The 26,141-nt window shown below is 58.1% G+C and carries 26 protein-coding genes and 1 pseudogene; 17 read left to right on the top strand and 10 right to left on the bottom strand.

Translation table 11 applies throughout. From position 1 onward, the window contains the following. Positions 1–332: 332 nt before the first annotated feature. Positions 333–1,196, top strand: coding sequence for a universal stress protein (locus tag U3654_RS04715; RefSeq protein ID WP_324754201.1), 864 nt, complete (start codon positions 333–335; stop codon positions 1,194–1,196). Positions 1,197–1,282: 86 nt separating this feature from the next. Further along, on the top strand, positions 1,283–3,796 hold the full coding sequence (locus U3654_RS04710; protein WP_324754200.1) for a cation:proton antiporter: 2,514 nt from the start codon (positions 1,283–1,285) through the stop codon (positions 3,794–3,796). A 208-nt stretch (positions 3,797–4,004) separates the two neighbouring features. Here the strand turns inward: U3654_RS04710 and U3654_RS04705 are convergent, their stop codons facing one another. Further along, on the bottom strand, positions 4,005–4,343 hold the full coding sequence (locus U3654_RS04705; RefSeq protein ID WP_324754199.1) for an ATP-binding protein: 339 nt from the start codon (positions 4,341–4,343) through the stop codon (positions 4,005–4,007). 275 nt (positions 4,344–4,618) lie between these two features. Here U3654_RS04705 and U3654_RS04700 point away from each other — a divergent pair, with 275 nt between their 5' ends. The 8 genes and pseudogenes from U3654_RS04700 to U3654_RS04665 all read left to right on the top strand — a co-directional run bounded on the left by U3654_RS04700 (position 4,619) and on the right by U3654_RS04665 (position 11,177). Further along, positions 4,619–4,819 (top strand): hypothetical protein, encoded by a 201-nt coding sequence (locus tag U3654_RS04700; protein WP_324754198.1) that lies wholly within the window; start codon positions 4,619–4,621, stop codon positions 4,817–4,819. Between the two features lie 56 nt (positions 4,820–4,875). Then, positions 4,876–5,325, top strand: coding sequence for a thioredoxin family protein (locus tag U3654_RS04695; protein ID WP_324754197.1), 450 nt, complete (start codon positions 4,876–4,878; stop codon positions 5,323–5,325). Beyond that, positions 5,322–6,146: a TlpA disulfide reductase family protein gene (locus U3654_RS04690; protein WP_324754196.1), complete on the top strand. Its 825-nt coding sequence runs from the start codon at positions 5,322–5,324 to the stop codon at positions 6,144–6,146. The genes U3654_RS04695 and U3654_RS04690 overlap by 4 nt, the downstream gene beginning before the upstream one ends. Positions 6,147–6,682: 536 nt before the next feature. Continuing rightward, positions 6,683–6,907: a hypothetical protein gene (locus tag U3654_RS04685; RefSeq protein WP_324754195.1), complete on the top strand. Its 225-nt coding sequence runs from the start codon at positions 6,683–6,685 to the stop codon at positions 6,905–6,907. 160 nt (positions 6,908–7,067) lie between these two features. Further along, positions 7,068–7,571: pseudogene (locus U3654_RS04680) on the top strand (L,D-transpeptidase); the annotation flags it as partial. A 167-nt stretch (positions 7,572–7,738) separates the two neighbouring features. Next, entirely contained in the window at positions 7,739–9,481 is a 1,743-nt protein-coding gene (locus tag U3654_RS04675; RefSeq protein ID WP_324754194.1) for a di-heme-cytochrome C peroxidase, read from the top strand. 71 nt (positions 9,482–9,552) lie between these two features. Next, positions 9,553–10,536 (top strand): hypothetical protein, encoded by a 984-nt coding sequence (locus tag U3654_RS04670; RefSeq protein ID WP_324754193.1) that lies wholly within the window; start codon positions 9,553–9,555, stop codon positions 10,534–10,536. Next, positions 10,449–11,177, top strand: coding sequence for a S8 family serine peptidase (locus U3654_RS04665; RefSeq protein ID WP_324754192.1), 729 nt, complete (start codon positions 10,449–10,451; stop codon positions 11,175–11,177). The genes U3654_RS04670 and U3654_RS04665 overlap by 88 nt, the downstream gene beginning before the upstream one ends. A gap of 186 nt (positions 11,178–11,363) precedes the next feature. Here the strand turns inward: U3654_RS04665 and U3654_RS04660 are convergent, their stop codons facing one another. Beyond that, positions 11,364–12,818 carry a catalase gene (locus U3654_RS04660; protein WP_324754191.1) on the bottom strand — a complete coding sequence of 485 codons (1,455 nt, stop codon included), beginning with the start codon at positions 12,816–12,818 and terminating at the stop codon, positions 11,364–11,366. After that, the gene (locus tag U3654_RS04655; protein ID WP_324754190.1) at positions 12,815–13,300 is read right to left on the bottom strand and encodes a Fur family transcriptional regulator; all 486 of its coding nucleotides are present in this window, start codon (positions 13,298–13,300) and stop codon (positions 12,815–12,817) included. Before U3654_RS04655 ends, U3654_RS04660 begins: the two co-directional genes overlap by 4 nt. Positions 13,301–13,763: 463 nt before the next feature. On the opposite strand from U3654_RS04655, the gene U3654_RS04650 reads away from it, so the two are divergent. The 3 genes from U3654_RS04650 to U3654_RS04640 all read left to right on the top strand — a co-directional run bounded on the left by U3654_RS04650 (position 13,764) and on the right by U3654_RS04640 (position 16,487). Beyond that, on the top strand, positions 13,764–14,063 hold the full coding sequence (locus U3654_RS04650) for a DUF1127 domain-containing protein (RefSeq protein ID WP_324754189.1): 300 nt from the start codon (positions 13,764–13,766) through the stop codon (positions 14,061–14,063). A 182-nt stretch (positions 14,064–14,245) separates the two neighbouring features. Continuing rightward, positions 14,246–14,725: a DNA starvation/stationary phase protection protein gene (locus U3654_RS04645; RefSeq protein WP_324754188.1), complete on the top strand. Its 480-nt coding sequence runs from the start codon at positions 14,246–14,248 to the stop codon at positions 14,723–14,725. 481 nt (positions 14,726–15,206) lie between these two features. After that, entirely contained in the window at positions 15,207–16,487 is a 1,281-nt protein-coding gene (locus U3654_RS04640; RefSeq protein ID WP_324754187.1) for an MFS transporter, read from the top strand. Between the two features lie 141 nt (positions 16,488–16,628). On the opposite strand, the gene U3654_RS04635 is transcribed toward U3654_RS04640, so the two are convergent. Further along, positions 16,629–16,970, bottom strand: a complete 342-nt coding sequence (locus U3654_RS04635) for a helix-turn-helix domain-containing protein (protein ID WP_324754186.1) — start codon at positions 16,968–16,970, stop codon at positions 16,629–16,631. Between the two features lie 121 nt (positions 16,971–17,091). Between U3654_RS04635 and U3654_RS04630 the strand changes: the two genes are divergently transcribed. The 4 genes from U3654_RS04630 (at position 17,092) to U3654_RS04615 (ending at position 20,356) form a co-directional block, all read left to right on the top strand. Next, the gene (locus U3654_RS04630; protein WP_324754185.1) at positions 17,092–18,054 is read left to right on the top strand and encodes a pirin family protein; all 963 of its coding nucleotides are present in this window, start codon (positions 17,092–17,094) and stop codon (positions 18,052–18,054) included. Between the two features lie 39 nt (positions 18,055–18,093). Further along, positions 18,094–19,050 (top strand): ring-cleaving dioxygenase, encoded by a 957-nt coding sequence (locus U3654_RS04625; RefSeq protein WP_324754184.1) that lies wholly within the window; start codon positions 18,094–18,096, stop codon positions 19,048–19,050. Next, entirely contained in the window at positions 19,047–19,721 is a 675-nt protein-coding gene (locus U3654_RS04620) for an alpha/beta hydrolase (RefSeq protein WP_324754183.1), read from the top strand. The genes U3654_RS04625 and U3654_RS04620 overlap by 4 nt, the downstream gene beginning before the upstream one ends. Positions 19,722–19,993: 272 nt before the next feature. Beyond that, positions 19,994–20,356: an MliC family protein gene (locus U3654_RS04615; protein ID WP_324754182.1), complete on the top strand. Its 363-nt coding sequence runs from the start codon at positions 19,994–19,996 to the stop codon at positions 20,354–20,356. 575 nt (positions 20,357–20,931) lie between these two features. Here the strand turns inward: U3654_RS04615 and ureG are convergent. The 6 genes from ureG to U3654_RS04585 all read right to left on the bottom strand — a co-directional run bounded on the left by ureG (position 20,932) and on the right by U3654_RS04585 (position 25,744). Beyond that, on the bottom strand, positions 20,932–21,675 hold the full coding sequence (ureG, locus tag U3654_RS04610) for an urease accessory protein UreG (protein ID WP_324754181.1): 744 nt from the start codon (positions 21,673–21,675) through the stop codon (positions 20,932–20,934). Between the two features lie 18 nt (positions 21,676–21,693). Beyond that, positions 21,694–22,527 carry an urease accessory protein UreD gene (locus U3654_RS04605; RefSeq protein WP_324754180.1) on the bottom strand — a complete coding sequence of 278 codons (834 nt, stop codon included), beginning with the start codon at positions 22,525–22,527 and terminating at the stop codon, positions 21,694–21,696. Continuing rightward, entirely contained in the window at positions 22,505–23,191 is a 687-nt protein-coding gene (locus U3654_RS04600; RefSeq protein ID WP_324754179.1) for an urease accessory protein UreF, read from the bottom strand. The genes U3654_RS04605 and U3654_RS04600 overlap by 23 nt, the downstream gene beginning before the upstream one ends. Next, positions 23,192–24,904, bottom strand: a complete 1,713-nt coding sequence (locus U3654_RS04595) for an urease subunit alpha (RefSeq protein ID WP_324755220.1) — start codon at positions 24,902–24,904, stop codon at positions 23,192–23,194. Then, positions 24,888–25,205 carry an urease subunit beta gene (locus U3654_RS04590; protein WP_324755219.1) on the bottom strand — a complete coding sequence of 106 codons (318 nt, stop codon included), beginning with the start codon at positions 25,203–25,205 and terminating at the stop codon, positions 24,888–24,890. The genes U3654_RS04595 and U3654_RS04590 overlap by 17 nt, the downstream gene beginning before the upstream one ends. A 236-nt stretch (positions 25,206–25,441) precedes the next feature. Then, a complete protein-coding gene (locus U3654_RS04585; protein ID WP_324754178.1) occupies positions 25,442–25,744 on the bottom strand; it encodes an urease subunit gamma in 303 nt (100 codons plus the stop codon). Between the last annotated feature and the right edge of the window lie 397 nt (positions 25,745–26,141).

Here is a 26,141-nt window from a genome sequence, read left to right as displayed (position 1 = left end):
ACCGCGTGTTTTCGATATTTCCCTCTTTGCTCGCCGTCGCAGCACTCCGCCATTGAGTTTCACAGGGGCAAGAATGCGCGTACCCGATAGGTGTCGGCCTTCGCAAGCGGCGATCCCTGTTACTCTGCCATTGCGCTGACAGGATCAGGTCGGGCATTGTCGGTCTCATCCGGTGAATTAATCCAAGGCGGCGAAACTGGGCACTGGCGCAATCCAGCCGCATGGAATTAGCGCAGTGGTTTGTGCTAGCAATACACCCTATCAAAGGAACCGCCAGACGGTCGGTCCCCGGCATTTGCATAGCGGTGCCTTGTCATACGGAAGGGGCGTAGATGAAAACGATACTTGTGGCGACCGATTTCTCGGTCCGGTCCGACCTTGCCGTGACCCGGGCGGCGTTGATCGCCGCCAAGTCGGGTGCGCGATTGCATCTGATTCATGTGGTCGACGACGATCAGAAGCCCCGGATCGTAGAGGGCGAAACCGATATCTCAAAGCAACTTCTGCAAGAGGAAATCGCGCGACTTAACCAGACAGATGGGCTGAATTGCACAACCGACGTGGTGCTGGGGGATCCGTTTGAGGGAATTTGCAATTCTGCCGATGCGATCAATCCAGATCTCGTGGTGATTGGCGCGCATCGTCGGCGGGCATTGCGTGATGTGTTCGTCGGCACCACTGCCCAGCGCACGATACGCCGGGCGCGCTGGCCCGTCCTGATGGTCAATGCCAAACCCGAACAGACCTATCGCACCGTCCTGCTAACCACGGATTTTTCCGAACCCTCGCGCATGGCGGCATTGCATCTGGCCGGGCTGGATTTGGCCGCGCCCGATGATCATACGCTGCTGCACATCATCGACGCGCCCGCGCGACGTCTGGTCATGAGCGACGTGCTGTCTGAGCGGCAGATGATCCGCTATCTTGCCGCCTTGCAGATAGAAGCCGAGCAGGAGTTAAAGGAGTTCGCCGCGACCCTGCCCTTTGGTGACTGGCACGGAATCGCACGCCAAAGCAGCGCACCGACATCTGAGGCCGTGTTGAAGGCAGCGGTAGAATTCGACGCTGATCTGATCGTGGTCGCCAGCCAAGGACGCGTCGGCCTGAGCAAGACCTTTCTCGGCAGCGTCGCCGAAGAGATCCTGCGCCGGGCGGACCGCGACGTGCTGGCAATACCGCCTAATTTGCCGGTTTAGGCGATAGGCGCGACCGAATGCCGAAGCCAAGCATTTTCTAGTCTGACCGACCTATCCCGGCGCGAATATTCTGGTATCCAGTGCGCATGGATATCATTCTGATCACGACCATCATCGCGTCCCTGTTCCTGCTGATCGGCGCCGCCGAGCCGCTGGCCAGCCGTTTGCGGCTGCCCTACGCCGTGATTATCGCCTGCCTTGGCATTCTCGTCGGTGTGGCGGCTACGTTTTTTCTGCGTACGGATCTGACCGACGCCCTCAATCCAGTGGCTGCGGCCATATTGGCGCTACCGATCAGATCGAATGTCTTTTTGTATGTTTTTCTGCCCACCCTCGTTTTTCAGGTCACGCTGGGCCTGAACCTTCGGCGCATGGCAGATGATTGGGTGCCAATACTGGTGCTGGCAGTTGTGGCCGTTTTTGTGGCAACGTTCGTCGTAGGTTATGCGCTGGCCTTCACCTCTGCCCTGACGCTTTCGGCGGCGCTGTTGGTGGGGGCGATCGTTTCAACGACAGACCCATCGGCGGTCGTCAGTATCTTCCGCTCGATATCGGCGCCGCGCCGTTTGGCCCGGATCATCGAGGGCGAAAGCCTGCTGAACGACGCCGCCGCCATCGCACTCGCCGCGCTGTTCATGGAATACGTCAAGGCGGGCGTTCCCGACCCATCTGTGCAAAGCGCGCTGGCGCGATTTCCAGTATTGCTGGCCGGGGGTGTTCTGGTCGGATGGGTCGCGGCGCGGATCGCGATCTGGATCATGGCGCTCTTTGCTAGGTATGAGTTGGCAGTGGTTTCGGTTTCTATCGCCCTGCCCTACCTCGCGTATATCATAGCCGAGCAAAGCGTCGGCGCATCTGGTGTCATCGCGGTGGTCGTTGCGGCCATGACGCTTCAACTGACAGGGCCGGGACGGCTGCCGCCATCGACATGGCAGAACCTGCGCGAGGTTTGGGATCTGCTGGCGCATTGGGCCGGGGCGCTGATCTTTATCCTTGCTGCGCTGCTCATCCCACGGATGTTGGAGACGGTGCAGCTGTCGGATCTGGGCCTGATCATGGTGGTTGTGCTGGCCGCCATCGTGGCGAGGGCGATCATTCTCTATGGGCTGCTTCCGATGCTGACCCGGCTTCGTCTATCACCGGTGGTCGAGCGACCGTATCGCGTGGCTATCATGTGGGGCGGCTTGCGCGGCGCGGTGACATTGTCGCTGGCCTTGGCCGTGACCGAGAGCTATCTGATCCCGCCCGACGTCAAAAGACAGGTGGCCATCCTTGCCACAGGCTTCACCCTGTTCACGCTGTTGGTGCAAGGGACGACATTGCGCTGGGTCATCGGCTGGCTGGGCTTGGATAAACTGTCGCCGCTGGACAAAGCGCTATACAATCAGGTGATCGCAGTCGCCCTGCAAACCGTTCGCGAAGATCTGGCGAAGGTGACTGAAAACTACGAACTGACCAAGGAAACAGTCCGCTCCGAGGCCAAGCGCTTTGGTGAGCGTCTGGATCTTGCGGTTAAGTCCGCCGAAGACAGCACCGAAATTCTGGACCGTGACCGGATCACCCTCGGCCTGATTGCACTGGCCAGCGCAGAGCGTGACACGATCCTCGCCCGCTTTCGCGACAGAACCATATCGTCGACGCTGTCAGACCGGATGTTGTCGGACGCGGACGCGTTAATCGAAGGATCGCGGTTCGACGGGCGCACGGGTTATAAAAAGGCAGCCAGCCGCAGCCTCGGGTTCAGGATCTGGTTGCGGCCGGCTGTTTTTCTGCACAACCGCTTGCGCTTTTCGCGCCCACTGGCGCGGATTACCGCGACACGGTTTGGCCTGCTGTTGGCGCAGCGACTGATCCTGCGCGATCTGCACGCTTTTATCAACGGACGTATCCGGCGCATCCACGGCCGCCGCGTGGCGGAATTGCTGCACGACATGCTGGACCGGCGGATCGAACTGGTGAAACAGGCCCTTGATGGGCTGCGCTTGCAATATCCGGGCTATGCCGAAGACATGGAGCGTCGCTTCATACACCGCACAACCCTTCGTCTGGAAGAGCGTGAATACGACACCCTATTGGAAGACGGGCTGATCGGCGAGGAAGTTCACAGCGCCCTGACGCAGGGCGTCGCGGCCCGCCGCGACCGCGCAGAAGCGACACCGCTGCTGGATCTGACCCTGCAAAAAGCCGAATTGGTGCGGCAGTTTCCCCTGTTTTCCGAACTGGACGATACCGTTTTGAAAAGGCTGGCGCGGTCATTGGTCACCCGCTACGTCAATTCGGGCGAGCGGATTTTGCACCGAGACAGCGCACCGCGAAACGTCTACTTTGTAGCGTCCGGCGCGGTCGAGCTTGAGGTGGCGGGACAGATCTGGCGCCTTGGCCGTGGTGAGATGTTCGGCCAGATGGGGGTGCTGATGCGCCGCCCGCAACGCTCCGAAGTGCGCGCCATCGCGCCATCCACCTTGCTTGTGCTCGACGAGGGGCGATTTCTGCGCCTTCTCAAGCGCAGCAAAGCCCTTCAATCCGCCGTCCGAGAGAGCGGAGTCCGTCGCGGTATTCCGACCGACCACCTCCTAGCCGATATCGAGGCAGGCAGCTAGCGCTGCCCATTTATCAGCCATCTGACCGGTGTTCTGAGTGTGATAGCTTTGGCCGCTAAGTTTGGCAGCTTGCTGCTTGATTTCTGCACAAGCGTCGACGCTGTCGAAATATCTCTCCAAACCATCAAGCCTGAGTGGATGCGGTGGAAGTCGTGGCCCGCACCCACTCGATCAAGCCAGCACTTTTAGAATACGCCGCTGCCTCCCGTCATCCCCGTCGCAAACACGCAGCTCTGGACTGGAAAACCCCTTGGCCGGCGAGACGCATAACTGCGCAGGCGAATAGCGTAGCCGGAACCAAACAGCGACCGGGCCGCTCGTGGCAGGCCGGATCCAACCACCGCACTTGACCCAATGCAAACTGCATCCTGACTAGTTCCCCACCACCCTCTCGCGACGCGAAATCAACTTGCCCCCCTAGACGTTTGACTGCTGTTTCTACGATAGCGAGGCCTAGCCCACTGCCGTTGGCACTCGTATCGGCCCCCCCTAAAAAATCTATCCGGGCACGAGCGCGAGTGAGGTGGCATGACCAGAGCCATTTCATATCACCGTCGCACTGCCCGATCCATCGTCACCATTTTGACAATCGCAATCGTCGTGGCGCTGGCGTGGCCCGCACCCGCGCAGACTTTGTCCTCGTCTGCGAGCGCGCCCCCTCCCGCCTCCAAAACTTTCCCGCTCAGCACTTCGACGCAGCCGGGTAGCAGCCGCATCCTGTTATGGGAGATTGCCGACGGGTATTACCTGTAACGTGATCAATTGCAGGCGGAAACCGATCAAGGGGCGTCGTTGTAATTCGAAACCGCTCCGGGCATCAAAATGAAAGATACTACATTCGGATTGGTCGAGGTTTATTCCGGCAACGCGGATGCCATGTTGGGCCCGGTCGACGGGCCTGTGACCGTCACATGGCAGGGGTATCAGGAGGGTGGCACTGCTATCCACCCATCGCGCAAACCCTGGCGTCAGACGACGGCGCGACCAGTCCTGCATCATCAGAACAGCGGGATGGCGCGCTGACGCTTGCCGAAAACGATGGCGCGATCAAAACGCTTCGTTCCCGTGGCGGCACGCTGATGGTGCTGGCCGGTTTCTTGGGGTTCGGGTTGCTGTTGGCGTTCACGTCTTGCGTAATTCCGATACTTCCCATCCTTGCGGGAATTTTGACCGGACAAGACAGCGAGCTGACGACAAGGCGCGGCGCCCTCAATGCTGCCCTTTCAGCGGATTCCGATCCACCGGCGATGATCTATGTGACTGCCGACTGGTGCGTGACCTGCCGGGTGGTTGAGCGGAACGTCTGGCCGGATGCAAATGTGCAGGCGGCGCTTTCCAACGTGAACTTGATCGCCGCCGACATGTCGGACATTGGCGCTGAGGGTCAGGCCATGCTAGACGGGCTGGGTGCTGTCGGCCCGCCAACGATGGTGTTTTGGGACAGCAACAGGATCGAGGCACTCGGGTCGCGCATCGTCGTCGATACCCGTCGGCGCGCTGTTCAGAAATCGGCGGAGGCAATCCAATGAACGCCATTGCAATAGGCCCGTTCATCTTTTCCAACGACCGATTTATCGCAATCGTGACCGTCGTGGTGTTCCTTATCACCGCCGAGATCATCGCTTGGCGTAGGCGCCGCGATCGGGATGCTATTCGACGATGGTCGGGCGCGGCGCTGGTGATCTGGATTGTCACCGCGCGCCTTGGCTACGTCGCTGCGCATTGGGAGGCGTTTACACCAGCGCCGTGGACCGTTGTCGCGATCTGGCAAGGCGGCTTTGACACCCGTGCCGGAACATTCGGGCTGGGCGCCACCCTCGTTGCGGGATTTCTAAGCCGGTCCCGAACTGGTGGCCCGTTGCTGATCAGCGTCTTGGCGGCCTTTCTGGTGTTTAGCGTCACGACGGTTTTGCTGCCCGATGAAACGCGTGGACGTATACCGACCGGCGGTTTCGCAGATTTATCCGGAGCGCCTGTATCACTGGCAAACCGTGACGGTCAGCCTCTGGTGTTGAACCTATGGGCAACCTGGTGCCCCCCATGCCGCCGCGAAATGCCCATGATGGTCGGCGTGGCGCAATCGCAGGACGGCGTCGATGTCGTGTTTGCCAATCAAGGCGAACATGGAAGGGCGATAGGAGAGTTTCTCATGCTGTCCGATTTGCCCGCTGACGGAATGATCCGCGATCCAAATTCCACCCTAATGGAGAAATTCGGGCTTCTTGGCCTGCCGAGTACGCTGTTCTTTGCAGCCGATGGCAGCCTGAAGGCCGTCCACACCGGAGAGATTTCGCGCGCGGCCTTGCTGGCAGGTATCAAGGATTTGAAAGGCGCCAGCGATGGGACATAAAACGACGCAGCTCAGAATGGTCGCCGAGATTGCGGTGGAGCCGAAACCGGGTGCCTGCGCACATACCTTGCCGGAAAAGGCAACGACATCGTCAGATCGGCAAGTCGTCGCCGTTGGACTGCATTCGGCTTTTTAATCAGAATATTCACGATCGGCACCCCCGGGTTGATGCCGGCGCGAACGTCGTCGTTCCGAGTAGGCGTCAAAGTGGCCAAGGGACCGGCACTGACAGCGCAGACAATACACCGTCGACAAATGAAACCGGACGTGTGGCAGCACCAGAATGAGCATTTTCACCCGACGAAACATATCGATTGGATGTTTGGCCGGAAGCACAGCCGCAATCCTGGGCGCGACGCTACTTCTGCCGACGCAGCAAGTTCAGGCGCAGGATTTGACCGCTAACGAGGCGCTGATGGCGACGCCCGGCCGCCTGTCAGAATCCGACATCAAGGATGCCTTGGGAAAGGCAAGCCTCGTACGCAACCGAACTGGACCGCGCCTATCGCGCCAACCGCAACAAATGTGACGGGCTGATGACGCGAAATAGCTCTCAGGCGGCGCAGCTTGGCTTGCAGGGAACGCCTGCGTTCATCATTGGGAAAGCGATCTATCCGGGTGCTATGGACCGCACCGCCCTGCTGGAAGCTATCGCGCAAAGCCGTGGTAGGCAATTTTCCATGCAGATCAGCACAGTAGAAGCCGATGGTAAGCCGGCGGTCGTTCGTCGCCCTCCGGGCTCGGGCGGCCATGCCACCTAAGCGCGACTGCCCGCTGAAACTCAGCTTTTACGACCGTATCTGCACCGAACCATCGTCCAGAAGCTGACACCACTTCAGCACAGCTGCAGATAATGAACAGAAAGGAAAGAACGTGAACACATCCGTAACGCGCCGAGGTGCTTTGATATCCGGCCTTGCCATGGCTGGCGGCTCGGCAATGCCAGCAGTTGTCCGCGCGCATGATGCCGCCAGACGCAATGTATCCAGCTTCACGCCTCAGCACTGGCAGGGCCATTTCGATACGCTGGGCTGGCGACTGTTCTTGGTGACACCGGGTCGCGCGCGCTGCATTTTTGGAGCGGCGACGGATCAGACTATCGCGTCAATCCGACCTCAGTGCCGATCAGTGGAACTGACCAAGCGTGGCAACACCAAGATCATTCGAAAAAAAGTCGGTCCCGACTGGACGCCGATGGCCTTTATCAAGGAACGGTTTCCTTAATATCGTTACATGCTGCCGGGCCCGGACAATCCACTTGGTACGCATGCAATGTATCTGGATTGGCCTGCCTACATCATCCATGGAACCCACGACACTCGCAAGATTTGGCGAAAGTCGTCTGACGGATGGATCGGGCTTTACAATGCGGAAATCGCCGAAATTTTTCAGTTATACCCTGTCGGCACGCAGCTTCAATCGATCAGATTTAGAAGTCTACGAGGCAACTGCGTATTGCTTCTGTACGCAGGATATCACCAAGGCTGGACCTGATCCCATCGGCAATCTCAGAGAGCTGGCTATGCTGAAATCTGCGCAGAATCGTTTGATCGGGTAAGATGCACCTATTAGTTGTATCTGGGATTTCCATTGTGCAATTTATTTCAAAGAATTTTTCCGCGCTTGTTTGCCCCGTTCTTGCTACCCTGTTGGTCGGGATTAGCAGTTTATCGATCAGCGCTCAGACCGTATTTGTTGAGCAAGGCTCTGAATGGAATTCCTTTAACAGGAGCGCATTTTATACCCAAGATCAGGGGTCGCGGATCATGCCTCTGGCTTGGATGCGTGCATTGCTACTGGCTGACGGCACCGGGTTTCTGAACGACAGCTTGACGCGCTATGGCTATCTTGCGAACCCGAACAGCCCCACATCAGACGTGCCGGTTGGCTTTACCGTCGCCCAACACCAAGGGACGCCGTCGATAGGGATGACCTGCGCGGCATGCCACACACGCCAGATCGACGTGAACAACACCCCCTTTCGGATCGATGGCGGTCCAGGAATTGTGGACTTTCAGTCTTTCCTTGCCGACCTTGAAACAGCAATGGCGCTGGTATTGTCTGAAGATGCAAACTTTGACGTCTTTGCGGAAAAGGTAATCGGAACTGCGGCCAGCGACGAAGATAAAGCGCAACTCAAACTGGCAGTCGAGTTGTGGCATCTACGTTTCAATACTTTGACAAGTCGCGCGTTGCCCGACCCTGCTTGGGGTCCGGGGCGACTTGACGCGGTATCCATGATTTTCAATCGTTTGGCTGGGCTTGATATCGGGCCTCCGCCCACGTACCTCATTCCCGAAAATATCTATCCGGCAGATGCACCAACCCGATATCCATTTCTTTGGAACGCCGCACGGCAGGACAAAACACAATGGCCTGGCTTTGCAGATAATGGAAATGACCTTCTGGATCTCGCTCGGAACCTTGGTGAGGTCTATGGGGTATTTGGCGTCCTACACCCAACAAAAACAACCGGCCTCTCCATTCTCAATCGTGACTACCTAGGAGCCAACTCCGCGAACTTCGAAGGCTTGTCACATCTAGAGGAACTCATCTGGAAGATTGGACCCCCTGTATGGCCGTGGGAAATCAACGACACGCTTGCAGCAGCAGGTGAGGAGATTTTCAATCGAGCGCCCGGTGATGGTGGATGTGTCAGTTGTCATGGACAGCGACCCGGCGCAAACAGATGGACTATACGCGGCACGTGGGAAACCCCAATTCAAGATGTCGGCACAGACAACCGTGAATGCAAGATTCTCGAACGCACCGTAAAAACAGGGGTAATGGAAGGTGCCAAGATTCCGTTCCTGACCGATCCACTAAAACCAGTCGATACTTCATTCAATCTATTGTCGACAGCTGTTATCGGATCAATTTTTCAGCGGGTTACTAGTTTTGGATCAGTAGACAGCGCTGCCATGTCGGCCAATGAATTACCCCCCGAGTTAAGCCAGTTGAAAGGTGCGCTAAGAGAGATTGAGCCACCTCCTCCCGGACTAACCACGTCAGCAAATAGATCAGGCTGTGCTTATGAAGCACGGGTCCTGCAGGGTATTTGGGCCGCAGCCCCCTATTTGCACAATGGGTCAGTACCGACACTCGAGGCGCTACTGCTACCCGCGTCGGAGCGCCCGGCATCGTTCAAGATGGGACCGAACTACGACATTGAAACTGTTGGATTATCCACAGAACAAAGTCAGTTCGGCTACGTGCTTGAGACAACTGACTGTGCAGATGTCAGTTCAGGAAATAGCCGTTGCGGTCACGAGTATGGAAGCAGCCTAAGTGTCGGCGACCGAGAAGCCCTTTTAGAGTACCTGAAATCTCTTTGACAGGCCGGATATGCAAGCCATTTTTGTCGTTAACAATTTTATTTTGAAAAGGAAAATTTTAGGAGAAAGCAATGTCCCGACGATATCTAATTGCTGCGACCTTGTTCGGCAGTTTGGTTGGTGCCGACTTGCACGCTCAGGATACCTTGAACCGAGGAAGCCTGTATTCGACTCCTGATGTAACCCAACAAGCAATCCAGGCACTGCCCGCAAAGGACATGTCTCAATCCGATTACTTGATAGATCCCCAAAAGGGCGAAGATATCAAAGATCGAAACACCCTGCAATTCAGTGTCACCTCGGATCAGCTTCCGGCCGACGCGCTAACAAAATTTCAGTTCAGTGCCGACGGCACGACAGAGGTTCCGATAGCGGCACCCAATAGCGTGATTGTTCAATTTGAGCCCGGCACCACCGAAGCTGAAGTCAGTTCGTTTCTTGCCGAACGTCAGCTTGAGATTGTTCGCAAGTACCCATCAATTCTGTCGGTTCAGGTCGAAGGTGATCTCAGTAACTACTTCAAGCCTGAGCTTTCTGATAACAGTGCAAATGATGCTTTGCTTAGAGTTATGGTTGATATCGTTAACGACTTTCAATCTGACCCCCGCATCAAAAATGCTACCCCTGATTTATTTCTGCGCGATCAAGATAGTCATACAACAGAAATTACTATTACTAACCTAATGACCCCAAGCGATATTGTTTTATCCGATGCAGCCAACCCAACGGAAACGATCGACTGGGGAATCGCAGACATAGAGGCCGATCAGCTTTGGCCGCTTGCCAATTCACACGACGGCGTCCTGTTTGGGGTGATGGATGTGGGTTTTTCACGACATGAGGATTTAGTCTTTATAGGCTTGCCACCCAGAACCGATGTTGATGATCACGGCAACCATGTGGCCGCAATCGGTTGTGGTCGGCATGACAACGCGGTGGTGTTAAAGGGGTTCTGCCAAATTGCTTTGTGCGCGCCCGTTCAGGTGACATATTTTTTAATGCTGACGAAGGCGGTCAAGTCCTGGAGTTTTTCGTCCTCTTTAGCCAGGTATTAGCAACTCTGGAAAACTTTGTTTCTCAACAGGACGAAGTTCTCACTTTCAATATTAGCCTGGGATACAACTGGCGAGGCAACTTTGGGATAAATCCGGATCTACCCAACGCTGCCCAGTGGCGGACTTTGGTTGCCTCACAAGGTGCAATCCTTGTTCCGTTGCTTGAGTTAGCAGACAGGAATGGCAGGGTTATTTTCTCGGCAGCGGGCAACGATAGTACGGGACTCGCAACTCCGATCGGGGCCAGATTTGCCAGCCCATTCAATTGGGCCGCATTAGAAGCGCGCGAACAAGACATTGCGAAAAGTGGTGTTATCGTTGAGGCTCATGATTCAGATGGAAACCGCGCACCCTTCTCGAATACAGGGGGGCATATTTCATGCCCAGGCGTTAACATTTTTAGCGCTGTAGCATTCGACACCACTGGTGAAATCTCGCGAAACGCCTATGGCAGTATGAGCGGAACCTCAATGGCGTCGCCATACTGTTCTTCTGGGCTTCTCTTGTTCAGATTGGTGAGGCCCGGTTACACTGGGACCGAAGCTTTGGAATGTATGCTTCAATCATCGGATATGTCTAACTCCGGCGCGCCGATGCTGAAACTGCAGCAGGCCATCACAACCTGCCCGCCAAAAACATAGTTTATTCGATCACTCGATCTGACAGGTAAAAGGTGAGCATGGCTGAGTTTTTGCGCCAGCATCCTCGGTTGGATTTAGGAATTCACGCACATACCTCCTCCGCTCCCATAACCGACCCTTGCACAACGCAGTCTCCTGCCTTGCACATGGGTCGGTTTGGCGCTTATCGGACCAATCGTCTGGAGATCAGTCGCCCCGGACACCTTTTTCCACCCGATCACCGAGCGTTTTATCGACGTTGCGCCAGTACTCGAATGCGCGTTGCAGGACCTGCTCTGACACGCCGCCCTTGAGGTGACCAACGATATTGTTGACCAACCGATCGCGTGCGGCATCGTCCATCACGTCGCGCACCAGCGTCCCGGCCTGACCCCAATCATCGTCATCCTCGCGCAAAGTATACGCCTGACGCACCATGTCGCCATCTGCGTACCATTGCCCTGCATCATCGGTCAGCGACGGATCGGCGGTGGGACCGCCGTAGGAATTGGGCGCATAGACCGGATCAGACACGTTATCGACCCGCATCGCGCCATCCTTGCTGTAGCTGTGGACCGGAGCTATGGGCCGGTTGACCGGGATCTGCTTGTAGTTCGCACCCAGACGGGCGCGATGGGCATCGGAATAGGAAAACCCACGCCCCAGCAGCATCTTGTCAGGGCTCAGACCAATGCCGCGCACCAGATTGTTCGGCTCAAAGGCAGCCTGCTCGATCTCGGTGTGGAAATCGGTCGGGTTGCGGTCAAGTGTCAGTTTACCGACTTCGATCAGCGGGTAATCCCCATGCGGCCAAACCTTGGTCAGGTCGAACGGGTTGAAACGATAGGTCCTTGCCTCTTCGAACGGCATGATCTGCATGTGCAGAGTCCAGCTTGGGAAATCGCCGTTCTTGATCGAATTGAACAGATCGCGGCGATGATAATCGCCATCTTCGCCAGCGATCCTATCCGCCTCGGCCTGTGTCAGGAATTCAATGCCCTGATCGGTCTTGAAGTGGTATTTGACCCAGAATTTCTCACCATCCGCATTGACCCACATATAGGTATGGCTGGAAAAGCCGTCCATGTGACGCCAAGTCTTGGGGATACCGCGATCCCCCATTAGCCAGGTGACCTGATGCGCAGATTCCGGTGACAGCGACCAGAAATCCCACTGCATGTCGTGATCGCGCAGACCGCTATCGGCGCGACGTTTCTGCGAACGGATGAAGTGCTGGAACTTCATCGGGTCGCGCAGAAAAAAGATCGGAGTGTTGTTCCCGACCATATCGTAATTGCCTTCGCTGGTGTAGAATTTCAGCGAAAAGCCGCGCGGATCGCGCCATGTGTCGGGGCTGCCGCTTTCGCCCGCCACGGTTGAAAACCGGATCAGGGTGTCGGTCTTGGTGCCGGGTTGAAACAGATCAGCGCGGGTATATTTGCTGACGTCCTGCGTCACCTCGAAACGACCGAACGCGCCCGCGCCCTTAGCATGTGGCTGGCGCTCGGGGATGCGTTCGCGGTTAAATTGGGCCATCTGCTCGATCAGGTAATGATCGTTCAACACGATGGGTCCGTCTGCACCGATGGTAAGCGAATGTTCGTCGCTGGCGACGGGGGCACCCCCGTCGGTCGTGGTGAATTTTCCCTTGTCTTTCGTCATGATCTATTCTCCTTCGTATTGCGTGCGCGGTTAGCCCCCGCGTCAGGATTGATGGGTTCGTGCTTGCAAGCATCACACAGGCCCCAGAACATCACTTCAGCCTCGTCGATATCGAAACCGTGATCGCGGTCCGGCGTCAAGCATGGGCGCAGTTTAGCGTTGCAATCGGTGTCTTCGATCCGCCCACAGTTGCGGCAGATGAGGTGATGGTGATTGTCGCCAATGCGCCGCTCAAACCGGGCCGGATGGCCGTCGGGTCTGATCTGCCGCACTAGACCGGCATCCGAGCATATGCTGAGGACGCCGTAAACGGCCTGCTTTGAGATTGAGCCAAGCCGCTCTCGCACCCCCGCGCAGGTTTCATCTACCGTCGCGTGCGGATGTTCGCCCAGCCATTCCAGCACCGCACAACGTGCGGCGGTAACCCGCAACCCGTTGTCGCGTAATACTTTCGTGATCTGAGATGTGTCCCGCTCAATCATACGTTGAGCTTAACCGTAATATTGAATGATTCAAGGAAATGAATTTGTCACCTAAATCGTCGGCGATCTATTTGACCTTCTCAACCTCGCGCCGAACCCACTCGTATTGGCCCAGACTGGTGGCTCTGCAATAGGCGCGTTCGCGCCCAGTGGCCGCTGAGCGGTGGGCCGGCCCGTTGAAGGCCTGTGTGGCAATGCCCATATAAGAGTCATGATGATGTTCAGCTTTCATAGGAGGTTCCCGCTTGTCGCGGGAAAGCCACTGAACCGCCAGTAACCCCAGGCGGTTGGGGCGGTTTCATCTGTCCACGCTCTGGGGTTCTCCTGATCTATCACCAATAAACTGACATAGACCGAGGCGCCGGCGCCGACGGGGCGCGAAATGCGAACGTCCGCATCCGTCCGCCCGACTAAAACAGGCACGACTGTCTTGGCGTCAGTAGTCTCGAAACTGGAGGATTGCATGTCTATCTATCTTACAAAACAAATGATCGACCCGGCTATGAGCCGAAGCCAGTCGAATGACGATACCGGCCTTTTCCCCCGCTGGATTCTTGCGATCACGCAGCAATGGCGACGCCGCAAGATGATCACCGCCCTGCAAGAGCTGGACGACAGGATGCTCGCCGATATCGGACTTCACCGAAGCGACATACCCCGCGTAGCCACAGCGCTCAGCGCTCGCGAGCATCGGATGGCCACGACGGCACAGGCCCCGCGTGCTGAGAACGTGAACTACAACGCTTATCTCGAGGCCGCCTAACCAAAGCCGATGTCAGTGCACTGCGTCGCGGATTTCCAACCGCGCGGCATCATCCTTGCCAGCGTTGTCGGGCGGCACTGAATAGTCTGGGTGCCTGTGTGTCTGCATGGGTAACCCGTGCCAACGACAAGCATCTGCTTTGCTACCGAGAAACTTAGCCCTTTTTCAATATTGGAGACACCATGACGACCACCTTGAAACAGAACCCAACAACCAAAGATGCAAACCCCGGCACTCGCAATTTGACACCGGTGGCGGAGGCTCTGGCCGATATTCTGAACGACACCTACCGGCTCGTCGTCAAGAGCCACACCTACCACTGGAACGTGACCGGCCCGCTGTTCTTTGCGATCCATAACCTGACAGAAGAGCAATACACCGACATGTTCGCCGCCGTGGACGTGATCGCCGAACGCATCAGAGCCTTGGGCAAGCCAGCATCCGTGAGTATCGCGGATCTGAGTAAAAGCTCGAGTGGATCGCTTGCCGCGGTTGAGATGGTAAAGGATCTTCTGTCGGACCACGAAAGTCTGGTGCGTCGTTTTCACGCGCTCGTCGAAATCGCGGAATCTGAAAAAGACCCGGTGACAGCCGACCTTGCGACCGAACGCTCTGCGTTTCATGAAAAAGCGGCCTGGATGCTTCGATCGATAGCCGCGTAAGGCAGCGCTTTGGTCAAGACAAACTGATCAGCCCCGGCTTGGCCGGGGCTTTTTATTGAGCAGGCCGTTATGCCGCAAAGGGCTGAATCACAAAGCGAACACCAGCGAGAGATAGGCCAAGGCCATGTTTTCGAAAAATGCGGTGCCAGCCCCCGAAGAGTGACCGCCAAAAACCAGCAGCGCCGCGCAGGCCTGGTCTGAACGGGGACGCGGTCGATGTCGTCTGGAAATTCTCTGCTATTCCCGCGCGCATAGCGTCGATTGCAGCAGTATGGTTGCGGTAGCTTCCTTTCCATTAATCCCAACGTGCAATCGCAAGCTGCCGCTCACGGTCAGACACGCTTCGGGATCAACGCTTTGGCAAAGATTTGACGTAACGCTGCGCATATTACTCGGGTTGCGCATCGACAAAATCTGAATTTGAAGGCAGGGTCGCTGGATCGTGGCGCGGGCCGCCCCTTCAAGGACAAACATCAGAGCAATGGCAACGGCGCTGAACATACGCGAGATACTCGTCTCGGTTAAAACCCTATTGGGCGGCACCGCAGCCTTCATGATCGGAAACAGCCTGCTTGGCGTTGTCCTGCCGCTTCGCATGGAGGCGGCGGGATATCCGGTGGCCCTGACCGGGGCCATCATGGCCGCCTACTACCTTGGCTTGGCGCTCGGTGGTCTGCGTGGCAAACACGTGATCTTTCGGATTGGACATATCCGTGCCTTCGCTGTTTTCGCGGCGCTGACGGCTGCAACCACGCTGGCCTATGCCGCCTTCTTCCATCCGGCTGCATGGCTGATACTGCGAATTGTCAACGGATTCTGCATCGCCGGTTTGACTGCCACAATCGAAAGCTGGCTGAACACCCGAAGCAGTAACAAGACGCGCGGGCGGGTCCTCAGTTTTTACATGTTGACCCATTTTCTTGCAATCGCGGCGGGTCAGACCCTGATCAACCTCGCCGACGTCGAAGCACCCGATCTCTTCATGCTGGCTGCATCGCTGATCGGGCTTTCGCTGATCCCCGTCGCAATGACCAGCTTGGGCGAACCCAATCTCAGCGACAGCCGCGTGTTGAACGTCAGGGATCTTTACGCGGCGTCGAAGGTTGGCGTGGTCGGTGCGGCTGTAGCGGGTTTGATGGTTGGCTCCTTTTACGCTTTGGGTGTCGTTTTTGCGCGCAGGATCGGGCTGAGCGTGTCCGAATCCGCGATGTTCATGAGCGTCGTGGTGCTTGGCGGTCTGGCCGCCCAAATCCCCATGGGCGTGCTGGCGGATCGCTATGACCGGCGCATCGTCATGTCGGGCGCTCTGATTGCGGTCGGCACTGCATGGGGGACGTTGGCAGGCTTCGTTGCATCCGGATTGCCGCTTGTTGCCTTGTTGATCGTGGCGCTGGCGTTCGGTGGGGCAATGAGCAGCGTTTATCCGCTCTGCGTTGCCCAGACCTTCGACCGTCTGGAGCGCCGATACTATATCGCGGCGGCGGGACGTTTGCTGATGGTCTATTCCATCGGTGCGACGATCGGTCCACTGCTAGCTGCGGCCCTCATGGCGATTTATGGGCCATCCAGCTTCTTCCTGTTCGAATCCACTGTTGCGATACTCTATGCCGTGTTCGTTCTTGTCCAAGTCTCGCGGCAGCCTTGTGTGCCTGCGGGGCAGCGGGAAAAATACGTGCCACTGCCTGACGTGACGCCGATCGCAATGGCTCTCGATCCACGCACGGAACCGGAGCATGTGGAGCCGGAGAACTCGTCAGTTTGATCGGTATTTATCTCGGTGTTTTCATCACATCGAAAGCCTGCGCTTTTACCGAGCGGTGGCAAGACCGGAGGATGGCGCCGTTCTGCGCTGAAGATTGAACTGGGAAAACCGCGCGTCGCCCGCGCCATTTACCGGGATTGACTAAGGCAGGTCGGTCGTCGGGACAGACCCCAATTTACGTCCTACGGCGTCAAACGATTTGAGAACTTCGTGAACTTCACGGCCCAAATCCGTCAGTCCGTATGTAACTTTCGGAGGTATCGTCGCCTCTTGCTCGCGCCAGATCAGGCCATCGTCTGCCAGCTCGCGTAACCGGCTCGTCAACACCTTGGGGGAAATGGGAACTAGGCGGCGCTGGATGACGTTGAACCGTGCAGGACCGTTCTGCCCCAACAGGTAGACGATATGCGTCTTCCAGCGTCCCGCGATCACCCGCAGGATCGGATCTGCGGGGCATATTTCGGTGGTTGTTTCACGTTTCAATGCCATCTCCATACGTGATGGGCGGAATTGGTAAGTCGCTTACCAAAAGGTAACGACTTACCAATCGAGAATGAAGGGCTATATTAGCCGCAACTAAAAAATAAGATAAGGAGTGTCCAATATGAGCTATTCCCCATGCCCTGATCCAATCCTCGGCGACGTAGACGGCGTAAACGCCATTGAAACCCTGATCGTGCCGCGTGCTGTCGATCTGGGCGAAATGGAGGTCCGGCGCGCCCTGCCCTCGACCAAGCGTCAGATGGTCGGGCCGTTCATCTTTTTCGACCAGATGGGACCGGCCGAGTTTTTGACGGATCAGGGCATCGACGTGCGTCCGCACCCGCATATCAACCTCGCCACGCTGACCTATCTGTTCGAGGGCGAAATCCTGCACCGGGATTCACTGGGAACCGAGCAAACCATCCGTCCGGGTGCGGTTAATTGGATGAAGGCCGGCCAAGGCATCGTGCATTCCGAGCGCACCTCTGAGGACAAAAAGAAAAACGGCCAGCGGCTCTTTGGCTTGCAAACATGGATGGCACTGCCGGAAGCGCAGGAAGAATCCTCGCCTGAGTTCATTCACTACGGATCTGACGATCTGCCAATGTTCGATAGCGACGGGATCAAGGCGCGCATCATCGCCGGGGAAGCGTTCGGCAAGAAATCCGCGCTCAAGACAGCCTCGGAAACCCTTTATGGCGATGTCGAATTGCAGGCAGGTTGCAGTATGCCGATCGACGCCACCTATGAGGAACGCGCACTTTATACAATTTCGGGCGAGATTGAAATTGCAGGAGATCGCTTTGAAAAGGGCCAGCTTCTGGTTTTGCGCCCCGGCGATGCAATCACTGTGCGTGCCAATTCGACCGCACGCTTCATGCTATTTGGCGGCGCGCCGATGGAGGGACCACGCTATATCTGGTGGAACTTCGTATCCTCGCGCCCCGAACGCATCGAGGCCGCGAAAGAGGAATGGGCCAAGGGCCGGTTCGACACCGTGCCCGGAGATGAGGCGGATTTCATCCCCCTGCCCGAAGATATCGGCAAACCGCGCCGCGCCACCGGCGGCGTGGCCTATCCCTGACCCAACCGATAGATCACTCTCACAAGAAAGGATGTTTTCGTGACCCAAACGATCTCCGGCCTTCACCATGTCACCGCGATCTCGGGCCCGCCGCAGGGAAACGTTGATTTCTACGTCGGCACCCTGCTGCAAAGGCTAGTCAAAAAGACCGTCAATTTCGACGCGCCCGACACCTATCACCTCTACTATGGCAACAGCCAAGCCCAGCCTGGCACCATCCTGACCTTCTTTCCGTTTGTGGATGCGGGACCGGGTCGCGCCGGTCCCGGTATGGCCAGCGCGGTCGCTTATGCCGTGCCCAAGGGTGGGTTGAACGCATGGATGATGGCACTTGCGGAGGCTGCGGTTGATTTCGACGGCCCGTTTGAGCGGTTCGGGGAGCAGATGATCGCCCTAAGTGATCCCGACGGCTTGCGGGTCGAGCTGATCGAGACGGATCGCGGCACCGCAGACATTGCTGTCGCGGAGGATTCGCCAGCCGACGGCGGGTTTCATTCCGTCACCCTCTGGCTGGCCAATCCGGACCGCACCGCCCGCCTGCTGACCGATGTGTTTGGCTACAGCAGTGCGGATGAGGCATCGGATGGTGGGGGGGAACGCTATCGCTTTCTGGCAGATGGTAAGGGGCGCGGCTCGGCAATTGATCTGCTCACATCGGATGCGCCATCCATCGGGCGGCAAGGCGCGGGATCAATCCACCACGTCGCGTTCCGCGCGGAAAATGACGATGTGCAGAAGGGGTGGATCGAGACCTTGCGCGGGCAAGGCTTTGACGTGACACCGCAGATCGACCGGCAGTATTTCAACGCCATCTACTTTCGCGAACCCGGCGGCGTGCTTTTCGAGATCGCGACCGATCCGCCCGGCTTTGCCATAGACGAGCCGATGGAAACGCTGGGGCAGGAACTGAAGCTGCCTGCGCAACACGAGCGTATGCGGGATCAGATCGAACGTGTCCTGCCGCCCATCACCATTCCACAAAGGTCTATGAGATGAGCAATGATCCACACGGCCAAGGGCGTGTCCTGTCGGGAGGCGCCCCATTAACACGCGCGCGGTTGGCCATGATCATCTTGCACGGACGCGGCGGCGCGCCGGAGGATATGGTGCGTCTGGGGGACCACCTAGGGCTGCCGGATATCGCCGTTCGCGCCCCCGAGGCGGCAGGAAATTCATGGTGGCCCGACAGTTTCTTGGCCCCCCTTGCCAGCAATGAGCCGGGACTGTCGTCAGCCTTGGGCGTGATCGGCAAAATCTCGGACGAGTTGGCCGAAGAGGGGTTTGGGCCGGAGCGAACAGTCGTTCTCGGATTCAGCCAAGGCGCGTGCCTAGCGCTTGAATATGCTGCGCGCGCCGGGACACCCTTCGCCTGCGTGGCGGGCCTTTCAGGCGGTCTGGTCGGGACAGAGGACGGCGGCGGTCAACCTCAAGCGGCGCTTTACAACCAGATCGACAAGAAGTTCGACTATGATGGCAGATTGGATGGCACGCCCGTTCTTCTGGGATGTCACGAACGCGATCCCCATATCCCGCTTGCCCGCGTTAAAACGTCCGAAAAAGTATTCAACGATCTGGGCGCAATTGTGACTACGCAGATTTATCCCGGCGCGGGTCATGGTATAGTCGAAGATGAAATCAGCGCATTGCGAACAATCCTCAACACATGAGGATGATCGCTCAGCAGGCTCTGGGGATGAGGATTTGACCGACGATACGCCGACGCCCACCGGACAGCGGGATCAACTTCCATCCAGTCCAGATTGTGTTCCAGCGTAGGATGGCCGAACGTCGACGTCGGAGGCATCTTGATCCAGCAAGTCTGCGAGGCTAAATCGCGGAAAGTCTGCCCCAGATGGGGAACACTTCCCTTAGCACCTCGTTATGTACAAGAGACCTGCGAGAGCAGGTTACACAGCATTCCAAATCAGGAGATCATATAATGCGTATCAGTCTTTTGGCGCTCGCCCTATTTGCAACTGCGGGGGCAGCAGCCGCAGAAGCCAATCTGTCCATTCCCCTCAAGAGCGGCACAATGGATAGCGTCGAGTCGGCAACCTATACCTGCGGTGATGGAGAGCCATTCTCTGTCCAATATGTGAACGCGGGCGCAAACGCGCTGGCGATCTTTCCGATCGACGGGGAGGACCGGATTTTCGTAAACGTGGTGTCAGCTTCGGGCGCGAAATATGCTTCGGGCGCGCATGTGTGGTGGACCAAGAGCAACACCGCGACACTGGAAAATGAGATGGAGGAAGGAAGCATTCAGGAGTGCCAGTCGCAGGATACCCCTCCGTCAGAATGACGAAGCGCTGTTCGAATGGTTAGGGAGACTTGATGTCCGATCATGGGCTTCTCGCTTTGGAAAAAATGACTGAGCCGGGGTATAAGCAGAGCTTTGCAAGACCCCGGAAACAGTCATTTATTCCGCATCTCAAAAGGCATTCAGTTCCCCAACAGTAGCTGGCCGCAAAACGTTGGCAGAACCTCACTTGGTTTTGCCAATTTTTTTGTTTAGGGTCCTGGAAGCAGGCAGTAGCTGCGTAGCAGTCGCTCAAGAATGAGAGCTTCCAGCCTGCGCTCGCTGCGGAGGTCGCGAATTTCCGCTTTGCGAGACGCCCATTTTGCCCTGCTAGAAATCCTCTCTTACCAAATTGCTCTAAACTGGCCCATAAGCGCTGACGTCAGACACACGCGCTTAGCGTCAAAGCGGTGATCGCGAGGTCAGTGCTGAAGATACCTTCAGCCGGCAGAGGACAATTGCCGGGCAGCACAACTTAGGAACACACGTCCCACCCGATCGCGAAGTGGGCGATAATCGTCACCACCATAGGCATTGCGATCAACGGTATCGCAATGCCCATCCGTGTGCCGTTATCCTTAGTCGTGCCTATGCGCATGCCCGTGATCATGAGCGTGATCGTGACCGCCCTCGTCGTGCGCATGGTGATGCGGTGCCATCGGGCCGGGATCAATCGGAATGTGCCCGCCAGCGGCATAGGTCTTGTGCATCGCCCGCACCCAATCACACAGCTTTTCCACCGTTTCGGGGCGCTTGCGCGACAACGGCAGAACGGGGCCACCATTGCGGGCTTTTTCGGCATCGGCGACCATTTGAACCACATCCACATCCACGTGCTCGCCCAAGTCGATCTTGTTGATCACCAAGAGATCGGCACCGCTGATGCCAGGCCCGCCCTTGCGCGCCACATCGCCACCTCCGGCCACGTCCAGCACAAAGAGCTGCGCATCAACCAGCGCCGGCGAGAAGGTCGCGGTCAGATTGTCGCCGCCGCTTTCCACCAGCACGATGTCAAGCGGCGCGAAGTCGCGCTCCATGTCCTCGACGGCCATCAGGTTCATCGTCACGTCGTCGCGGATCGCCGTGTGCGGACACGCGCCCGTCTCGACGGCGCGAATGCGCTCTTCGGGCAGCACGCCTTCGGATTTCAGAAAACGCGCGTCCTCGTCCGTGTAGATATCGTTCGTGATGACGCCGATGGCGAACTCATCGCGCAGATGTCGGCAAATCGCGGCAATCACCGAGCTTTTGCCCGTGCCAACAGGGCCAGCGATACCGAGCCGCAAGGCGCGGGTTTCTTCTGTCTTCTTTTCGTCGGTCATTTCTCGTTATCCTTCATATCAGATCGCCCATGGCGGGCCGAGTTCATTCAATCCTTGCGTCAGCAGTCGGCGCAACTCGAGGCTATCAGACGCCACCGCACCGATGGCGACACCGGGTCCGGCCAAGGGCGTCAGCACTGCGTCTTGATGGTATGGCAGAGCTGGCGGGGGCGCCTCCTCCCAGTCCGGCTCTACCGCGATAATCGATCCGACCGCGCGGCCATGGCCCAGAACTGCGGCGCCGTTCCAGCCATCCGCGGACGGCCCAAAACTTAGCTGTTGATCATAAAGTGCCGCACCTGCGCGGGTAATGCGCAAGCGACTGGTGAAGTCGCCGGGTGTTTCACCGTGGCGGCCCAGGATCATCTCTTCACGCAGGATCATTCGTGCGCCCTCGGCAAGTGCTATCCGCACATCGTGGCGATGGTTACAGCGCCGCGCCGCAATGATCGGCTCGGCCCACCAGACGAATGTCGCGCCTTCTTCGACGGTTACATCAATCGACATATGCGACCTGTCACCCCCGGCACCGGGCAGGACCAGCATTGCCGAAACCTCCAACAGGACAAGGGTGCTGCCTGCCCCGACATGCACATCAAGGGCATAGCTGTCGCCGCCCAGCGGCCCGGCGGTCCCCGCGGCCAAAGCTACTCGCGCGACGCCGTGGCGCCTTTGGGTCAGCGGTTCGGGGCCTTTCGGATTGCTCTTGCGCAACACGAGCGGACCGTCAGAACGCAAGGTTTCCACGCGGCTGTCGCGACCATTGGCGGCGAGCCCACTCGAAAGGGCTGCGCGCGCGAACATTGCACCTGTCGACCTCGTCGGCATTTTAAGAAGCGAAGAGTCGGACATCGGTTCTCCTGTGATGCTCTGCTGCGATGTCGGCAAGGGGCGATCCGGGGGCAGGCAAATCAGCCGGCAGGTCGTTTGCCACCTCCGCCGCCCTACCAGCCAGCCGATCCAGCCGATCTGTGGCGCGGGCCAGTATGGCATGGACCTGAAAAGGGTCGACGCGCATGATCTTGGCGGCGGCGGCCGCAGCTCCGGCATTGGTTTCGTGCAGAATGGCCACCGCCGCGTCGCGTGGACCGAGGCCGAGAACCGCCGCCGATACGCCCATCACAACAGGCTGATGCGGCGCGACCCCGAGTTCGGCGAAATACGAGTGCGGATGTATGCTGCTCATTGCGCGGCGCAGCTGCCGCCCCAGATCACGCGAGACCTTGCGCAGCTCCGGCGATGGGATGCGTGCATCAAGCTCCGCCTCCAACTCGGGCAACTCGGACAAGTCGCCGCGTTGCGCGCGCGCGCAAGCTGCCGCTGCAAACGCGGCGGCGATCAGTCCGGCAGTCTCGGCGCGCCCGATCAGAAAACTTTCCAGATCGGCCATATTTGTGACGCGGCCTGCGGTAACAGCCGGTTCCAAGCCGCCCGAATGGGCATAACCACCTGCTGGCAGGCGTCCGTCCGCAAGCAGCAAAAGCGCCGCCTGCCCTCCCGATCCAAGATGTTCCATTCAGAACAGGAAGTATCTTTGCGCCATCGGGACATCATCCGCAGGCTCGTGGTCGGCAAGTTCGCCATCAATCCGCACTGAATAGGTGTCCGGATCAACCTCAATCTTTGGCAATGCGGTGTTTTCCGGCATGTCCTCTTTGCCTCGTCCGCGCGTGCTTTCGATCGCGACGAAGCGGCGGTTTGTATTGATCCGATCCGCCAACCCGTCATCAATCGCAGCCTGTGAGACAAAGGCGACGCTGGTCGCCCCCGCCGCCGGGGAATGGACGTTGAAGCCGGTCCGCTCCATCACCGGCTGCGGCGTCGGGATCGAGGCATTTGGATCGCCCAACGCCGCAGTCGCCACCATGCCGCCCGTGAAAACCGTATGCGGTCGGACACCGAACAGGGCCGGTTGCCACATCACGATATCGGCTTTCTTGCCGACCTCGATGGACCCGATCTCGCGTTCCATCCCGTGCGCAACAGCAGGACAGATCGTGTATTTCGCCACATAACGCCGCGCACGGTGGTTGTCGGCGCGATCGTCACCCGGAGCCGAGCCGCGCAGCTTTTTCATCTGATGCGCAGTCTGCCATGTTCGCATCACCGTCTCGCCGATCCGTCCCATCGCCTGCGCATCCGACGACATGATCGAAATCGCCCCCAAATCCTGAAGGATATCTTCGGCGGCGATGGTCCCCGCGCGAACACGGCTTTCGGCAAAGGCCAGATCGTTTGGGACCTGCGGATTCAGGTGGTGCGCCACCATCACCATATCCAGATGCTCGGCCACCGTGTTGCGGGTGAAGGGCCGCGTCGGGTTGGTCGAGGCGGGCAGCACGTTACGCTCACCAGCTATTCTGATGATGTCGGGGGCGTGCCCGCCGCCCGCGCCCTCAGTGTGAAAGGCGTGGAATGTGCGGCCATCGACGGCCTTGAGCAGATCCTCGACAAATCCGGCCTCGTTCAGGGTGTCCGAATGGATCGCCACCTGCACGCCGGATTCCTCAGCCACCGAAAGGCAGGCGTCGATCACTGCGGGTGTTGCGCCCCAGTCCTCATGCACCTTGAAACCGCCGACGCCACCGCGCAGTTGTTCCCACATCGCTTCTTTTGACATCGTGTTGCCACGCCCCAAAAACAGCACATTGACCGGCCAGGGATCGAAGCCTTCCAGCATACGCTCCATCCACCATGCGCCGGGCGTGGCAAGCGTCGCTTTCGACCCCTCCGTGGGGCCGGTGCCGCCGCCGGTGACCGTGGTCACGCCAGCGGCCAGCGCGACTTGCAGCATCTGCGGACCGACGAAATGCACGTGCGTGTCGACTGCGCCCGCCGTGGCGATCAGCCCGTTGCCCGCCATAATCTCGGTCGAGGGGCCGATGACCAGCGCAGGATCAATCCCGTCCATCGTGTCGGGATTGCCGGACTTGCCGATCCCGACGATGCGCCCGTCGCGGATGCCGATATCGGCCTTGATGATCCCCCAATGGTCCAAAATCACCGCACCGGTGATGACCAGATCGGGCGTCCCCTCCGCGCGGGTCGCAGAGGACTGCCCCATCGACTCGCGGATCGACTTGCCACCGCCAAAGACGGACTCGTCGCCACCGGCTGATCGGTCTTCCTCAACTTCGATAGTCAGACATGTATCGGCAAGGCGAATGCGGTCGCCCGTCGTTGGACCGTATGACGCAACGTATTCGCGACGATCAATCTTTTGCATTATCAAGCTCCCCTCCGCAAAGTCCACGCAATCCACGGACAATGCGCCGCCCCATGATGGGGACTAGATTCACCTCTGCAACTGCGCCGGGCTCAAACCGCTCTGCCCCGCCCGAGAGCACCGCAAGGCGCTTGCCCCACGCGGCATCCCGGTCAAAATCGAGCGCCGCGTTCACCTCGGCGAAATGGAAATGTGAGCCAATCTGGATCGGACGATCCGACGTGTTAGTCACACGAATAGTCGTGACCTCCAGCCCCTCGTTGATCACGATATCGCCCTCACCATAAAGGATTTCGCCGGGCACAAGCGGATCGCGCGCCTCATCGAGGGCAACCTCGGATTGACGCCGCGGTGCCTGGCGCGTGCCGCCACCGGGGCGGCGCGGTGTGCTGGGGGCGCTGACGCCGGATGATTTGGTCTGTTCCGGCGCGTCGGAACTGGTTTGGTCATACTCGCGGCCCGGATCATCAGACACGTGTTTGGCTCTCGCGGCATCCTTGTTGTCAGACACAAGCTGGGCGAAGGGATTGAGTTTCCTGGTCATCGTATCGGCTCCATCACTGTCACGAGCTTGGTTCCATCAGGAAAGGTCGCCTCGACCTGAATCTGGGCTATCATTTCGGGAACGCCCTCCATGACATCGTCCCGGCCAAGGACATTGCGCCCCGATTCCATGAGGTCGGTCACCGTCTCCCCGTCCCGGGCGCCTTCAAGAAGGTAAGAGGTCAGCAGCGCGGTCGCTTCTGGAAGATTGAGCTTCAGGCCCCGCTCCTTGCGTTCCAACGCAAGCTTGCCGGCCGTGTAGACCATAAGCCGCTCTTGCTCATACATGCTAAGTAACATGAATGCCCTCCCCACGTTCAAATTTTCCTACAATATTATTGTTTTGGCAGAACGCTGGCGTGATGTCACGACCTCGTTGCACAAAATCTGGTGATGGCAAAGTCGCGCCTTTCCCGGACGAATTTTGCGCACTGCCTTAGCCGCAGTTATGCCGCGCGCGGTGCGGCCATTTAGGGCGTCGATGCGGTCTTGGAGGCTGGCGATCTGTCGATTGTCCGTCGGCGGTGTTTTGGGTTCCAAAGGCAGCTGAACCAAGAGAGCATCTGGCCCATCAGGCTGATTGGAAGCCAGCCCCGGTACCGAACAGTTCGAGAATTGGGCCGATTTTTCCGACGAAGAACAGCGCGCACACGCACACGATTATGCACTCTTCGGTATCAGACCCAGACAATGCCCC

This window comes from Roseovarius sp. Pro17, from assembly GCF_035599575.1.
In the GTDB taxonomy this organism is placed as follows: domain Bacteria; phylum Pseudomonadota; class Alphaproteobacteria; order Rhodobacterales; family Rhodobacteraceae; genus Roseovarius.
This window is presented reverse-complemented; position numbering and strand designations above follow the sequence as displayed.

Excerpts from the sequence above, each read along its gene's own strand:
- U3654_RS04655 (WP_324754190.1), bottom strand. The coding sequence starts at position 13,300 with ATGATTGAGCGGGACACATCTCAGATCACGAAAGTATTACGCGACAAC.
- U3654_RS04710 (WP_324754200.1), top strand. The coding sequence starts at position 1,283 with ATGGATATCATTCTGATCACGACCATCATCGCGTCCCTGTTCCTGCTG.
- U3654_RS04650 (WP_324754189.1), top strand. The coding sequence starts at position 13,764 with ATGTCTATCTATCTTACAAAACAAATGATCGACCCGGCTATGAGCCGA.
- ureG (WP_324754181.1), bottom strand. The coding sequence starts at position 21,675 with ATGACCGACGAAAAGAAGACAGAAGAAACCCGCGCCTTGCGGCTCGGT.
- U3654_RS04685 (WP_324754195.1), top strand. The coding sequence starts at position 6,683 with ATGACGCGAAATAGCTCTCAGGCGGCGCAGCTTGGCTTGCAGGGAACG.
- U3654_RS04615 (WP_324754182.1), top strand. The coding sequence starts at position 19,994 with ATGCGTATCAGTCTTTTGGCGCTCGCCCTATTTGCAACTGCGGGGGCA.
- U3654_RS04690 (WP_324754196.1), top strand. The coding sequence starts at position 5,322 with ATGAACGCCATTGCAATAGGCCCGTTCATCTTTTCCAACGACCGATTT.
- U3654_RS04660 (WP_324754191.1), bottom strand. The coding sequence starts at position 12,818 with ATGACGAAAGACAAGGGAAAATTCACCACGACCGACGGGGGTGCCCCC.
- U3654_RS04630 (WP_324754185.1), top strand. The coding sequence starts at position 17,092 with ATGAGCTATTCCCCATGCCCTGATCCAATCCTCGGCGACGTAGACGGC.
- U3654_RS04705 (WP_324754199.1), bottom strand. The coding sequence starts at position 4,343 with ATGAAATGGCTCTGGTCATGCCACCTCACTCGCGCTCGTGCCCGGATA.
- U3654_RS04640 (WP_324754187.1), top strand. The coding sequence starts at position 15,207 with ATGGCAACGGCGCTGAACATACGCGAGATACTCGTCTCGGTTAAAACC.
- U3654_RS04645 (WP_324754188.1), top strand. The coding sequence starts at position 14,246 with ATGACGACCACCTTGAAACAGAACCCAACAACCAAAGATGCAAACCCC.
- U3654_RS04620 (WP_324754183.1), top strand. The coding sequence starts at position 19,047 with ATGAGCAATGATCCACACGGCCAAGGGCGTGTCCTGTCGGGAGGCGCC.
- U3654_RS04715 (WP_324754201.1), top strand. The coding sequence starts at position 333 with ATGAAAACGATACTTGTGGCGACCGATTTCTCGGTCCGGTCCGACCTT.
- U3654_RS04585 (WP_324754178.1), bottom strand. The coding sequence starts at position 25,744 with ATGTTACTTAGCATGTATGAGCAAGAGCGGCTTATGGTCTACACGGCC.
- U3654_RS04700 (WP_324754198.1), top strand. The coding sequence starts at position 4,619 with ATGAAAGATACTACATTCGGATTGGTCGAGGTTTATTCCGGCAACGCG.
- U3654_RS04605 (WP_324754180.1), bottom strand. The coding sequence starts at position 22,527 with ATGTCCGACTCTTCGCTTCTTAAAATGCCGACGAGGTCGACAGGTGCA.
- U3654_RS04670 (WP_324754193.1), top strand. The coding sequence starts at position 9,553 with ATGTCCCGACGATATCTAATTGCTGCGACCTTGTTCGGCAGTTTGGTT.
- U3654_RS04600 (WP_324754179.1), bottom strand. The coding sequence starts at position 23,191 with ATGGAACATCTTGGATCGGGAGGGCAGGCGGCGCTTTTGCTGCTTGCG.
- U3654_RS04695 (WP_324754197.1), top strand. The coding sequence starts at position 4,876 with ATGGTGCTGGCCGGTTTCTTGGGGTTCGGGTTGCTGTTGGCGTTCACG.